Below are 12,783 nucleotides of genomic sequence, written 5' to 3'. Positions count from 1 at the left end.
AGAACGGTGCTTCGACAAGCTCAGCACGAACGGTGAGAGGGTGTTGCCCCATCGCAGACTACAGCTCGAAGCTCTCGCCGAGATAGAGGCGACGGACATTCTCGTCCTTCACCAGATCGTCCGGCGCGCCCGCGAACAGCACACGGCCGTCATAGATGATGTAGCCGCGATCGACGATGTCGAGCGTTTCGCGGACATTGTGATCGGTGATCAGCACGCCGATGTCGCGCTGCTTGAGCTGTTTGATCAGGTCGCGGATGTCGGCGATCGACAGCGGATCGATGCCCGCGAACGGCTCGTCGAGCAGCATGATCGTCGGATCGGCGGCCAGCGCGCGGGCGATCTCGGCGCGGCGGCGCTCGCCGCCCGACAGCGCCATCGCGGGCGCATCGCGCAGGCGGGTGAGGCCGAATTCCTCGAGCAGCTGATCGAGCCGGCGCTGGCGCGCGCTCTTGTCCGGCTCGGCGAGCTCGAGCACCGCGAGGATGTTCTTTTCGACGCTGAGGCCGCGGAAGATCGAGGTTTCCTGCGGAAGATAGCCGAGACCCAGGATCGAGCGGCGATACATCGGCAGCGCGGTGATATCCTCGCCATCCAGCATGATGCGGCCCGAATCGGGCTTCACCAGGCCCATGACCGAATAGAAGCTGGTGGTCTTGCCCGCGCCGTTCGGGCCGAGCAGGCCGACGACTTCGCCGCGGGCGACCGACATCGAAACATCGGTAAGCACCACGCGCTTGTCATAGGACTTGGCGATCGAGACGACCGCCAGCCCCTTTTCGGGCGGCGGCACCACGTCGGCGATCGGCGTTTCAAGGCTGGCAACGTCGGTCATACAGGTCCTCTGATGGACTTGACGGGTTAGCGGAGCCTTAGCGAAAGGCCGGTTGGCAGGATTCGTGCATGAGAATGGCGCGCAAGGGAAGGCCCTGCGCGCCGATCCGAGGAAAAACCGGGATTATTGCTTGGGTGCGGGAGTCGCTGGCGCGTCGTTCGCGCGCTTGGGCACCGAGAATCGGCCGGTGACGCGACCGCCCTGATTCTGGACGCCGCTGCCCGGCGTCGCCGATCCGCCGACGCCCGAGCCGTCGATCGTCGCGCGGCCGGAATCGAGGTTGATCGACAGTCGCGCGCCCTGGATCACGTTCGGACCCTGCCGCAGCGTGACGCCGCCGAGCATGGTGATGACCCGGCGATTGAGGTCATAGACCGCATATTGGCCGCGCGCGCTCTGATCCGGCCGGGAAACGGTGACGCCGCCCGATGCATCGAGGCGCGAGACCGACGGCGATCCGTCGGTGATCTGGCCGGTATAGGTGACCGTCGTCCGGGCCGCGGTAAGCGTCATCTCGGCCTGGGTGATGCGGACATTGCCGGTCAGCAGGACGCGGTTCTGGCGATCCTGCAGTTCGAAATGATCCGAAGCGAAGTCGATCGGCGCGCTCGAATCGTGCCGGGTCTGCGCCGCCGCGGGAACGGACGCGGTGAGCGTCATCGCCAGCGTCAGCGAAAATCCGAACGGGAGCAGGGCGAAAGCGCGCATCATTTCTGCCTATTCGCGCGCTTGGGGTAGATCCGCAAGCGGGCATTGCCGTCGATCCGGACGGTTCGTTGTTCCAGGTCGGCGGTGAGCTTGTTGCCGCTGAACACGCCCATCGGGGTGCGTCCCGTCACCGCGCCGCCGCTCTGCATCCGCCGGGTCTTCAGATCGACAGTCGCATCGTGGGTTTCAAGGGTATAGCCGTCGCTGGTCTTGAAACTGACCGGGCCGTCGACCGCGACCTGATCGCGCGCCATGTCGTAACGGCCCTTGTCCGCGCGCAGATTGGCCGGCCCCTCAGGAAAGGCGATCTGGGCCGCGAGATCGTTCAGCTGGACGATCGGCTCGGCCGAGCTTTTCTGCACCGCGCTGCCGGCGGTCAGCTTGAACGCCTGACCCTTGGCGTCCTCGCCGCGATATTCGGCGGCCTGGATGCGCAGCCGCTCGCTGGCGACATCGACCTTGTTCTTGTCGAGCACGAAGCTGACGTCGCCGCCGGAGAACAAAGGCGACAGGACGAGGAAGGCGGAAAGGACGCCGATGATCACCGGCAGGACGTAAAGCGCACCGCGCACCATCTTGTCGTGGCTCGACCCGGGATGCGCCCAGGCCCGCCGTTGCGACTGGAGGCGGTCCGCCACCTCAGACATGCGCGAAAATATCCGTTTCGGGCCAGCCGGCGAGATCGAGTTCGGCGCGGAAGGGCAGGAATTCGAAACAGGCCTGGGCCAGTTCGGTCCGGCCTTCGCGTTCGAGGCGCTTGTCGAGTTCTTCCTTCATGCCGTGCAGGTAACGCACGTCGGACGCTGCGTATTCACGCTGGGCGTCGGAAAGTTCGGGGCCGCCCCAGTCGGACGATTGCTGCTGCTTCGAAATCTCGGCGCCGACCAGCTCGCGGGCGAGGTCCTTCAGGCCGTGGCGATCGGTATAGGTGCGGACCAGCCGCGACGCGATCTTGGTGCAATAGACCGGCCCGGCGGTGACGCCGAGATAGAAGCGGATCGCCGCGAGATCGAAGCGGGCGAAGTGATAGAGCTTCAGCCGCTCGGGATCGGACAGGACGGCGCGCAGATTCGGCGCGTCATAGGTCGAATGCGGGCCGAAGCGGACGAGATGCTCGTCCCCCGAACCATCGGACAGCTGCACGACGCACAGCCGGTCGCGCATGGTGATCAGGCCCATCGTTTCGGTATCGACGGCGATCGAGGCGCCCGGAGCGAACAGGCCTTCGGGAATGTCTTCTTCGTGAAAATGCACAGTCATCGCCTGCGCCTAGTCCCGTTCGTCCCGAGGCTCAATGCCCCAAGGCTCAATGGTTGCCCGCATCCTTCGCCGCCGCTTCCTTCTTTGCCTTCGACCGGCGCGACCAGATGTTGAGGCATTCGACACCCGCCGAGAAGGCCATCGCGGTGTAGATATAGCCCTTGGGGATATGCGCGCCGAAGCCTTCGGCGATCAGCACCATGCCGATCATCAGCAGGAAGCCGAGCGCGAGCATCACCACCGTGGGGTTGCCGTTGATGAAGTTCGCCAGCGGATCGGCGGCGAGCAGCATCGTCAGCACCGCGACGATCACGGCGATGTACATGATCTCGACATGCTCGGTCATGCCCACCGCGGTGAGGATCGAATCGACCGAGAAGACGATGTCGAGCAGCAGGATCTGGACGATCGCCGAGGTGAAGTTCAGGCCGACCTGGCTGCCCTTGTCCTTGTCGAGCAGTTCGCCGCTGTCGCTGGTGTCGACCGAATGGTGGATTTCCTTGGTCGCCTTCCACACCAGGAACAGGCCGCCGGCGATCAGGATCAGATCGCGCCACGAGAACTGGGTCTCGAACGCCACTTCGCCATGCGCGCCCATCGGGCCGGTGATGCCGAGGTCGAAGACCGGGGCGGTGAGGCCGACGATCCACGCGATCATGGTCAGCAGGCCGAGGCGCATCACCAGCGCGAGGCTGATGCCGATGCGCCGCGCTTTCTGGCGCTGCTCGGGCGGAAGCTTGTTCGAGAGGATCGAGATGAAGATCAGATTGTCGATCCCGAGCACCACCTCCATCACGATCAGGGTGACGAGCGCAGCCCATGCTGCGGGGCTGGCGAGAAGCTCGAAAAGACTGTCCATAAGCCCTGATGTGCCGTGAGCGCAGCGTATCGGCAAGAAGCGAAACGAGTTTCTGCCGCAATCAAGACGAATTTCGTTCGCGCCCTGTCCGGTTTTGGGCTATTAGCGATTCTAGCCGCATCTCATTTTGGGTGCGCGAAGACCTGCGTTCTCGTCCGGCGCTTGGGTTTCGATGGTACTTAGGGCGAACCGGGAAGACGAACAGGGCATGAGTTTCGATAGAGGGCGCCGTGGGGATCGCGGCGGGCGCGGCAGAGACAAGCGCGACGGTTTCGGCGACGACAGCTACGGTGGTTATTCGGATCGCGGCGGCTTCGGCGGCGGTGATCGGGGCGGCTTCGGCGGCGGCGGCGATCGCTTCGGCGGTGGCGGCGGCGGCGGTGGCGGCGGCTATCGCGGTGGCGGTGGTGGCGGCGGCTTCGGCGGCGGCGGCGGCGGTGGTTTCCGCGGCGGCGGCGGCGGTGGCGGCGGCATGCCCCCCCAGGTCGTTGGCGAAGCGACCGGCGTGGTCAAGTTCTTCAACGCCCAGAAGGGCTTCGGCTTCGTCGTCCGCGATGACGGCGGCGAGGACGTGTTCGTTCACATTTCGGCAGTCGAGCAGGCTGGCCTGACCGGTCTGGCCGAAGGTCAGCCGATGGGCTTCACCCTCGTCGATCGCGGCGGCCGTATCTCGGCCACCGAACTGAAGATCGATGGCGAGCCGCTTCCGGTCGAAGATCGCGGTCCGCCGCGCGACCGTGACGCCGGTCCGGGTGCCCCGCGCGGTGGCGCCGGTGGTCCGCAGCGCCAGCTGACGGGTGAGAAGGCGACCGGCACGGTCAAGTTCTTCAACGCGATGAAGGGCTTCGGCTTCATTCAGCGCGACGATGGCCAGCCCGACGCGTTCGTTCACATCAGCGCCGTCGAGCGCGCCGGCATGCCGACGCTCAACGAAGGCGACCGGCTCGAGTTCGAGCTCGAGGTGGACCGTCGCGGCAAGTACGCGGCAGTGAACCTGACGCCGGGCAGCTGATCTTTCAGCTGAACGATGAAACAAGGGGCCGGGGGGAAACCTCCGGCCTTTTTGTTTTTGGCAGCCGTATCGATTGCAAACACAATATTGCATGTGCTCCGGCACCTTCGGCGGCCGTGTTTGCAATCGATATCGTTGTCCGTTGCCTTCGGGCGGGAACGGATCGTTTCGATCCGTCACGACAACAACTGGCGGCTTGCAGCCGGTGTGCTTTCCCGTGGAAATCGTGCGATTGAAGGCAAATGGGTGCGCTACACAAATCTGCTGCTTCAATCGGCTTCTTTGGGGATGATCTCAACCCCGCCGAAATAACGGCGGCGCTGGGCGCCGAGCCGGACGTCGGTGTGCGTAAAGGCGGCCTGTGGAAGACCGCTTCCGGGACGGAGAAGCTGGCAGCGCGAGGATATTGGCGCATCGAGGGGCAGCGATGTGAGCCGGGGGATCTGGATGGCCAGATCAACGATCTTCTCGACCGCCTGTCTGACAATTTCACCGCATGGCGCTCCTTCTCGGAGCGGTTTCGCGGGCGGATCTTTTGTGGCCTGTTTCTCGCGAGCGGGAACGAGGGCCTGACGCTGCGATCCGATACGCTGGCTCGAATGGGTGAACGCGGCCTCCTGCTTGATATCGACATTTACGGTTCGGACGCATGACCAGATTGCTGATCGCCGGCGCGACCGGCCTTGTCGGGAAGCTGGCGCTGGAACGGGCGCTGGCCGATTCGCGGGTGACGCAGGTGATCGCGCCGACGCGGCGGCCGATCGCGCCGCATGAGAAGCTGGAGAATGTCGTCGTCGATTTCTCCGATCTGCCCGATTCGGCGGCGTGGTGGCGCGTCGATGGCGTGATCTGCGCGCTGGGGACGACGCGGGCGGTGGCCGGGTCGGCGGCGGCGTTTCGCGCGGTCGATTATGACTATCCCCTCGCGATGGCGCGGCTGGCGCGTGCTCATGGCGCGACGCGCTTTGCGCTGACGTCATCGCTTGGCGCCGATCCGCGCTCGCGGCTGCTCTATCCGCGCACCAAGGGCGAATTGGAGGTCGCGGTCAGGCAGCTCGATTATCCGTCGCTGACGATCCTTCGTCCCAGCGTATTGGGCGGGCTTCGCGAGCCGGCGCGTGCAGGCGAGCGCATGGCGCAGATCGGGTTCCGGATTCTGGCGCCCTTGCTGCCGCGCCGGTTGCGGGTCAGCCCGGCTGGCGCGGTAGCGGCTTGCCTGATCGAAGCGGCAATCGCGGGCGCGCCGGGGGTTCATGTCCTGCACAATCAGGACATGGCCTAGGATCGGTGCTCAGAAAGGCGTGGGGCCGAGCAGCTTGATGTCATGGTCCTTCCCCAGCGCCCGCATCCTCGCGCCGTAATCGGGATGCTCGGGCGGCGCCGTCCGCACGAGTTCGGCGCGGGCGCGGAAGAAGGCGGCGAAGTCGCCCGGGACCAACGTCGTCAGCAGGACCGTGTCGGACGCGGTCAGATTGCCCTGCGCATGCGGCGTTCCGCGCGGGATGAAGACATAATCGCCCGGCCCGAGCGTGATCGTCCTGCCGTCCGCGTGAAAGGTGAGGCTGCCCGCCAGCACATAGAAGCTCTCGTCTGTCCGTTCATGGACGTGGAGCGGGGTGCGATAGCCGGGGTGCTCGACCAGCTTTATCTGCGCGATCTTTTCGGCGGACGAAGGGGAGAGTGGTACGATGTCACCCACGCCGAGCGACGTGCGGTCGCCGCCAGCGGCTCGTACTATGGTGGATTGCGCACAGGCCGGCGTCAGGTTGGCCAGAAGCAGTGCTGCACACGCTATAAGGATCGGCCGCATCCTACCGCGCCTTTTGCGGGTAGATCGTCTCGCCGCGCCGGAGCATCTCGACGAAGCTCTCGATCTTCTTCTTCCGGCCCGCCTCGGTCTTCATATTGTGGGTGCGGAAGGCGAGGGCGAACCGGTTCTGTTCGGTGAGTTTAGCCAGCATCGCCTTTGCCTCCGGCACGCCATCGATTGCGGCCTGAAGGTCGTCGGGGATCTTCATGTCCTTGCCGCTGCCATAGGCGCGGTCCCAGCGACCATCGGCCTTGGCGGCATCGACTTCGCGCAGGCCATGCTCGGTCATGCGGCCCTCGGCGATGAGCCGGGCGACATTGTCGATGTTGATCTTGCTCCAGATGCTCTTGCGCGTGCGCGGCGTGTAGCGCTGGAGGAAGCTTCTTTCGTCAAGGCTCTTGCGGATCGCGTCGATCCAGCCCCAGCACAGCACGACGTCGATCGCTTCCTTCGGCGTGATCGATTCGAGGCCCGAGGCGACCTTGTGGATCTTGATCCAGACTTCGTCCTCGCTGGCGTGATGCTTGCCCAGCCAGTCGTAAAAGGCCGCCGCATCCGCGAATTCGCGGACCTTGGCCGGATCGACGATCACCGCCGCCATGTCAGCGCCGGACCCAGAGCTTGAGCACTACCCAGGCGGCGAAGGCGGCGACGATGCCGGCGGCCGAACTCACGCCGAGCGCGACGGCGATCTGCGGCCCCATGTCCGGCATCCAGCCGTAATAGCCGATCACGAGCAGGACCGACTGCAGCCCGGCACCCGCGATGCCGGCGGTGAGGCCGGCCGAGAGCCAGCGGACCAGCCGCAGCGCCGGATCGCGCAGGCGCTGCATCGCAAAGGGCATGACGATCCCGGTCAGGACGAGCGCGGAACTGGCGCTGCTAATCCCGACGCGCAAGCCGAGCTCGAGCATATTGGGGTCGCCATAAGTGGCGAGCATCCCGAAGATCGAGAAGGGCACGGCAAGGAACAAGGTGCCGATCACGATCGCGGCGGCGAGCTTTACCGGATCGAGGGGTTCGGCGGGCTGGGTCATGGCGGCGAGGATGCGGCGCGGCTGGCGGGCTGGCAAGCGTTCAGAGGCTGAGGATCATCACCGCGCCGGCAAAGATGCCGAACACGCTGAACGCGCGCAGTCGCGTCACCCGTTCGTGCAGGAACAGCGCCGAGATCAGCAAGGCGGTGATCATCCCGGTCTCGCGCAAGGCGGCGAGCGGCGCGGTGGGGCCGAGCGAGAAGGCGTAGAGCGCGAGGCCATAGGTGACGATCGACAGCGCCCCCGCCACCACGCCTGGCCGCCATTGCGCGCGGGCGGCGGAGAAGATCCGGCCGCGCGAGATGAGCCCGAACAGGGTGACGATCGCGGTGCCGGACGCGACGAACGACCAGACGATATAGCTGGCGGGGACCGGGGCGGCGCGCACGCCGTTCGCATCGGTCACGGTATAGCAGCCGATCATCGCGGCGGTCAGCAGCGCCCAGCCGACGCCCGCCCGGCCGATATGCCTGCCGAAGACCAGCGCGGCGACCGCAAGCCCGATGACCGCGATTCCGGCAAGCTCGCCCGTGCTTGCCGCTTCGCCGAACAGGCCGATCGCGAGAATCGCGGTGAGCAGCGGCGCCGCGCCGCGCATGATCGGATAGGCGGCGGAGAAATCGCTCGTCTCGAATGCGCGAACCAGCGCGTAGAGATACAGGCAGTGGATCGCGGCGCTGGCGGCAAGCCAGCCCCATGCGCCATGCGGCAGCGGGACGAACAGGGTCGCCGGCAGCAGGATGACCGCGCTCGATCCGTCGATCATCGCGCGCCCGGCCATCTTGTCCTTGCCGCCCTTGAGGATGGCGTTGACCACGGCGTGGATCGATCCCGAAGCGATCATCATGGCTGGCGCGAGCCAGAGTGCCGGCTGGCTCATTCGGAGTCGGTCTCCAGCGGCAAGGCAAGGCTGAACTTGCGCTTCCGCTTGACGAAACTGGTCTCGTAGCGGCGCACCACCGGATCGCCCGCGAGCTGGGCATCGGCGAATTCGTTGAACGCCTCCATGCCCGTCACGGTGACCAGCAGGACCAGATCGAACGCGCCGGAAATCTCCATATAGAGCTGGACGTGCGGGCTGGCGGTGAGGCGGCGGCGCAGCGCCTCGACCGCGGCCAGCGCGTGCCGATCGAGCTGGATATGGATGAAGGCCGACAGGAACGGGCCGACCGAATCGGACAGGACCGCAACATCGCCCGCGATCACGCCGGTCTCGCGCAGCTTGCGGATGCGCCGGGCGATCGCGGAGGCGGACAGCGGCAGCTCGGCCGCCAGCTCGTCGGCGGTGAGCAGCGCATTGACCTGAAGCCGTTCGAGGATGCGCAGATCCATCTTGTCGCGCGTTGCGCTCATTTGCTGCCGTCCCCTGCTCGATATGCGCCAATATTATGCGCATCTGTCGCCAACAATGCCTCCGGGATGCGCATCGCGCCAGCCTAGATTGGTGCCGAGGGGCGAAGCCGGGAAACCGGCGCGTTGGGAGGACATGAATTGAACAGATTTGCCTGGCTGATCGCGGCGGCGCTGGCCGTCGCACCATCGGCATCCGCGCAGAATGCGCCGCCTCAGGCGGCGGCCCCGGTGCAGGGCCGGACGGTCGCCGAGGAAGCCCGCAAGGTGCTGGCCGCCAATTACGTGGTGGTCGATCGCCGGCCCGCGCTGGACAAGGCGCTGGCCGACGGGATCGCTTCGGGCCGGTACGACAATGTCGGGCCGGGCGAACTGGCCGAGCGGATCAATGCCGACCTGACAGCGGTGGCGCACGACAAGCATCTGAACCTGCGATACGATCCGCCGCGCGCCCCGCCGCCCGGCGCGGGGCCCGCGGCGCGCGGCGGTCCGCCCGACGAAGCGGCTTTCCTGGCGCAGGCCCGCAGCCTCAATCACGGCATTCGGGACCTGCGCGTGCTGCCCGGCAATGTGCGGGTGATGAATTATACCGGGTTCTTCTGGACCGGGCCGGAAAGCGCCGAGGCGCTGGACGGCGCGATGAAGTTCCTGATGGGCGGCGATGCCGCGATCATCGATCTGCGCGGCAATGGCGGGGGCAGCCCCGAGGCCGTGCAGCATCTGGCGCGCTATTTCGTCCCGCCGAATACCGAACTGGTGCGCTTTCACATGCGCAGCGATCCCGTCACCTCGTCGAGCACGGGGGCGGCGGCTCCCGCGCTGGGCATGTGGCCGAAAGACAAGCCGATCTACGTCCTGATCAGCGGGCGCAGCGCTTCGGCGGCGGAGGAATTCGCCAGCCATGTCGCGCGTTTCAAGTTCGCGCCGCTGGTGGGCGAAACCACCGCCGGCGCGGCGTATCGCAACGAATTGTTCCGGCTGCCGGGCGGCTTTGCGCTGAGCGTGTCGGTGGGGCGGCCGGAGATTCCGGGCGTGGGCGACTGGGAAGGCAAGGGCGTGCCGCCGTCGATCGCGGTTCCGGTCGATCTGGCACAGGCGCGGGCGTTGCAGGAGATCTACCGCGCGATGGGAAAAGCGAAGCCCGAACGCAGCGCGGACTATGAATGGATGGCGGCGGCGCAGGGCGGGCTGATCGCACCGGCGCCGCTGGCGCGCGCGCCCGAAGCCTATGCCGGGCGTTACGGCGTGCGCACGGTGAGCGTCGAGAAGGGCGGTCTCGCCTTCCGCCGCGACGGCGCGATGAGCGTGGTGCTGGTGCCGCTGGGGCCGGACCTGTTCGGCCTGGAGAATGAGCCGTTGCAGCGGATCCGGTTCCCGGTCGAGGGCGGCGTCGCGACGGGGATCGAAGTGCTGAATGCCAATGGATCGGTGGCGTCCTATCCCAAGGGGCCGGCGCGGTAGTCAGGTCGCCAGGTTGCGCAGGCCGGCCACCGTGTCGGCCTCGCTTGCGGGCTTGTCGGTGCGGATGCGGCTGATGCGGGGGAAGCGCATCGCGAGGCCCGATTTGTGGCGTTTCGATTCGTGGATCGAATCGAACGCCACTTCGAGGACAAGGCTCTTCTCGACTTCGCGGACCGGGCCGAAGCGGTTGAGCGTGTGGTTGCGCACGAAGCGATCGAGCCATTTCAGTTCCTCGTCGGTGAAGCCGAAATAGGCCTTGCCGACGGGGAGCAGCTCGCCCTCCTCGGTCCATGCGCCGAAGGTGAAGTCCGAATAGAAGGACGATCGTTTGCCGCTGCCGCGCTGGGCGTACATCAGCACGCAATCGGCGTTGAGCGGATCGCGCTTCCATTTGTACCACAGCCCCGCGCGGCGGCCCGCGACATAGGGCGATGTGCGGCGCTTGAGCATCACGCCCTCGATCGCGGCATCGCGCGCGCCGGCGCGGATTTCCTCCAGCGCGGCGAAGTCATCGGCTTCGATGATCGACGAGACGTCGAAATGGTTCGGGTCGAGCTGGGAGGAGAAGGTTTCGAGCCGGGCGCGGCGGTCGCTCCAGGGGAAGGCGCGCAAGTCTTCGAGGCCGTCGAACAGAATGTCGTAGAGCCGGACGAAGGCGGGGTATTCGGCAAGGGTCTTCGCGCTCACGACCTTCCGCCCAAGCCGCTGCTGGAGCGCGTTGAAACTGCCCGCGCCGCCTTCGCCGCCCTGCGCTTCGCCCTTCACCAGCAACTCGCCGTCGAGCACACCGGGGGTGCGGTATGCCGTCGCGACTTCGGGGAAGCTGTGAGTGATGTCGTCGCCCGCGCGGCTGTATAGCCTGGTCTCGCCCGCGACATGGACCAGCTGGGCGCGGATGCCGTCCCATTTCCATTCGGCGGCATAGTCGGTCAGGCTGACCTGCGCCTCCTCCAGCGGGTGCGCGAGCATGAAGGGGCGGAAGACCGGGATATTCTCGGCGGTGGGCTGCGCGCCCTTGCCCTCGGCCCAGTCGAACAGGGGCGCATAGGGCGGGACGAGGCCGTGCCAGACTTCCTCGACCGCATCGACATCGAGATCGAACGCCTGCGCCAGCGCGGTCTTGGCGAGGCGGGCGGAGACGCCGACGCGCAGCGCGCCGGTGGCGAGCTTGAGCAAGGCGAAGCGCTCGTCGGCGTCGAGCCGGTCGAGCATCGAAGCGAGGACGGCGGGGGCATCGGATTTGGAAAGGGTGGAGAGGGTGTCGACGACCTGGGAGACGGTGAGCGGTTCTGTTTCCTTCGGCGGCACCGTCGGCTCGGGCCAAAGGAGGGCGATCGTCTCCGCCGAATCGCCGACGAAATCGCGGCTCATCGCGAACAGCACCGGATCGACGCGTTCCTCGACCATCGCGCGGATCAGTGCGGGCTTGATTGCGGGGAGATCGAGTCCGCCGGTCAGCGCGGCCATCGCCCAGCCGCGATCGGGATCGGGCGTGGCCTTCAGATACTCGCCGATGCGCCGCAGCTTCGCGTTGCGCGAGCGGGTGTAGATCAGCCCATCGAGCAGGTCGGCGAAGGCGCGCATTATCGGAAGATGGCCGTCATGGCTGCACTACGCTAGTCTGGAGGCGATGTTCCTCCGCATACTCGGCTTCGTCTTCCTCCTGATCCTGGCGCTGGCCGGATGGGGCTATGCCAATTCGGCCGCCGATCCGGTGCTGCACCGGATCGAGGTGACGATGCAGGACTGGCCGGCGGAGACCGGGCCGCTGCGCGTCGCGCTGCTCAGCGACCTGCACGTACAGGGGCCGGACATGCCGCCGGCGCGGCTGGCGCGGATCGTGGAACAGGTGAATGCCCAGCATCCCGATCTGATCCTGATCGCGGGCGACATTGCCGGGGACCGCGAGCTTTCGACGCGGCAATATTCCGACGCCGAGCTGGCCGCGCCGCTGGGCAAGCTGCTTGCGCCGCTCGGCACCTTCGTCGTGTTCGGCAATCACGACCATTCGCGCGACGTGAAGAAACTGCGCGCGGCGCTGGAGGCGGTGGGCGTGCGCGTCCTTTCCGACGAAACGACGCGGGTAGGCGTGGTTACCCTGCTCGGCATCGACGACGGGCCGAGCGGGCACAGCAACCTGCGGCACGTCCTCGAACTGGGCAAGCGCGCCTCCGGTCCGGCGATCGCGCTGGTCCACAGCGCCGAAGTCGCGACGCGGCTGCCGAGGAATGTCAGCGTCGTGCTGGGCGGGCACACCCATTGCGGGCAGATCATGATTCCCGGCCGCGACAATTTCGATTTGCCGGGCAAGGGGCGGTTCCGGTGCGGCGCCTATGTCGATCGCGGGCGCGCGGTGATCGTTACCGGCGGGCTGGGCACCAGCCTGTTGCCCATGCGATTCGGCGCGCCGCCGGACTGGTGGATGATCACGCTGCGCGGGCGCTGAATCCG

General features: G+C 66.5%; 16 protein-coding genes. 5 read left to right on the top strand and 11 right to left on the bottom strand.

The features are described from left to right. Positions 1-58: 58 nt before the first annotated feature. The 5 genes from lptB to HHL13_RS17945 all read right to left on the bottom strand — a co-directional run bounded on the left by lptB (position 59) and on the right by HHL13_RS17945 (position 3,662). Positions 59-835 carry an LPS export ABC transporter ATP-binding protein gene (gene lptB / locus HHL13_RS17965; protein ID WP_169557324.1) on the bottom strand — a complete coding sequence of 259 codons (777 nt, stop codon included), beginning with the start codon at positions 833-835 and terminating at the stop codon, positions 59-61. Between the two features lie 123 nt (positions 836-958). After that, on the bottom strand, positions 959-1,495 hold the full coding sequence (locus HHL13_RS17960) for an LptA/OstA family protein (protein ID WP_169557830.1): 537 nt from the start codon (positions 1,493-1,495) through the stop codon (positions 959-961). A gap of 47 nt (positions 1,496-1,542) precedes the next feature. Next, on the bottom strand, positions 1,543-2,190 hold the full coding sequence (gene lptC / locus HHL13_RS17955; RefSeq protein WP_169557323.1) for an LPS export ABC transporter periplasmic protein LptC: 648 nt from the start codon (positions 2,188-2,190) through the stop codon (positions 1,543-1,545). Then, positions 2,183-2,803, bottom strand: coding sequence for a ribonuclease D (locus tag HHL13_RS17950; RefSeq protein WP_169557322.1), 621 nt, complete (start codon positions 2,801-2,803; stop codon positions 2,183-2,185). The genes lptC and HHL13_RS17950 overlap by 8 nt, the downstream gene beginning before the upstream one ends. A 46-nt stretch (positions 2,804-2,849) precedes the next feature. After that, the gene (locus tag HHL13_RS17945; protein WP_169557321.1) at positions 2,850-3,662 is read right to left on the bottom strand and encodes a TerC family protein; all 813 of its coding nucleotides are present in this window, start codon (positions 3,660-3,662) and stop codon (positions 2,850-2,852) included. Positions 3,663-3,870: 208 nt separating this feature from the next. Between HHL13_RS17945 and HHL13_RS22760 the strand changes: the two genes are divergently transcribed. The 3 genes from HHL13_RS22760 to HHL13_RS17930 all read left to right on the top strand — a co-directional run bounded on the left by HHL13_RS22760 (position 3,871) and on the right by HHL13_RS17930 (position 5,956). Then, the gene (locus HHL13_RS22760; RefSeq protein WP_169557320.1) at positions 3,871-4,674 is read left to right on the top strand and encodes a cold-shock protein; all 804 of its coding nucleotides are present in this window, start codon (positions 3,871-3,873) and stop codon (positions 4,672-4,674) included. Positions 4,675-4,916: 242 nt separating this feature from the next. After that, a complete protein-coding gene (locus tag HHL13_RS17935; RefSeq protein WP_169557319.1) occupies positions 4,917-5,327 on the top strand; it encodes a DUF4279 domain-containing protein in 411 nt (136 codons plus the stop codon). After that, positions 5,324-5,956, top strand: coding sequence for an NAD(P)H-binding protein (locus tag HHL13_RS17930; protein WP_169557318.1), 633 nt, complete (start codon positions 5,324-5,326; stop codon positions 5,954-5,956). The genes HHL13_RS17935 and HHL13_RS17930 overlap by 4 nt, the downstream gene beginning before the upstream one ends. Before the next feature lie 9 nt (positions 5,957-5,965). Here the strand turns inward: HHL13_RS17930 and HHL13_RS17925 are convergent, their stop codons facing one another. The 5 genes from HHL13_RS17925 to HHL13_RS17905 are packed head-to-tail and all read right to left on the bottom strand — an operon-like array spanning position 5,966 to position 8,874. Further along, entirely contained in the window at positions 5,966-6,484 is a 519-nt protein-coding gene (locus HHL13_RS17925) for a cupin domain-containing protein (RefSeq protein WP_169557317.1), read from the bottom strand. Position 6,485: 1 nt separating this feature from the next. Further along, positions 6,486-7,085: a YdeI/OmpD-associated family protein gene (locus tag HHL13_RS17920; protein ID WP_169557316.1), complete on the bottom strand. Its 600-nt coding sequence runs from the start codon at positions 7,083-7,085 to the stop codon at positions 6,486-6,488. 1 nt (position 7,086) lies between these two features. Beyond that, positions 7,087-7,557, bottom strand: coding sequence for a hypothetical protein (locus HHL13_RS17915; protein ID WP_169557315.1), 471 nt, complete (start codon positions 7,555-7,557; stop codon positions 7,087-7,089). 4 nt (positions 7,558-7,561) lie between these two features. Next, positions 7,562-8,401 carry a DMT family transporter gene (locus HHL13_RS17910; RefSeq protein ID WP_169557314.1) on the bottom strand — a complete coding sequence of 280 codons (840 nt, stop codon included), beginning with the start codon at positions 8,399-8,401 and terminating at the stop codon, positions 7,562-7,564. Continuing rightward, complete coding sequence (locus tag HHL13_RS17905; protein WP_169557313.1) at positions 8,398-8,874, bottom strand: Lrp/AsnC family transcriptional regulator; 477 nt, start codon at positions 8,872-8,874, stop codon at positions 8,398-8,400. The genes HHL13_RS17910 and HHL13_RS17905 overlap by 4 nt, the downstream gene beginning before the upstream one ends. A 138-nt stretch (positions 8,875-9,012) precedes the next feature. Here HHL13_RS17905 and HHL13_RS17900 point away from each other — a divergent pair, with 138 nt between their 5' ends. After that, positions 9,013-10,332: a S41 family peptidase gene (locus HHL13_RS17900; RefSeq protein WP_169557312.1), complete on the top strand. Its 1,320-nt coding sequence runs from the start codon at positions 9,013-9,015 to the stop codon at positions 10,330-10,332. Here the strand turns inward: HHL13_RS17900 and HHL13_RS17895 are convergent, their stop codons facing one another. After that, positions 10,333-11,916, bottom strand: a complete 1,584-nt coding sequence (locus HHL13_RS17895) for a cisplatin damage response ATP-dependent DNA ligase (RefSeq protein WP_169557311.1) — start codon at positions 11,914-11,916, stop codon at positions 10,333-10,335. Between the two features lie 46 nt (positions 11,917-11,962). Between HHL13_RS17895 and HHL13_RS17890 the strand changes: the two genes are divergently transcribed. Beyond that, complete coding sequence (locus tag HHL13_RS17890; RefSeq protein ID WP_169557310.1) at positions 11,963-12,778, top strand: metallophosphoesterase; 816 nt, start codon at positions 11,963-11,965, stop codon at positions 12,776-12,778. Positions 12,779-12,783: the final 5 nt, after the last annotated feature.

Source organism: Sphingomonas sp. G-3-2-10, assembly GCF_012927115.1.
Lineage (GTDB): Bacteria > Pseudomonadota > Alphaproteobacteria > Sphingomonadales > Sphingomonadaceae > Sphingomonas.
The sequence above is the reverse complement of the archived record's forward strand: the minus strand, read 5'-3'. Positions and strand labels throughout refer to the sequence as shown.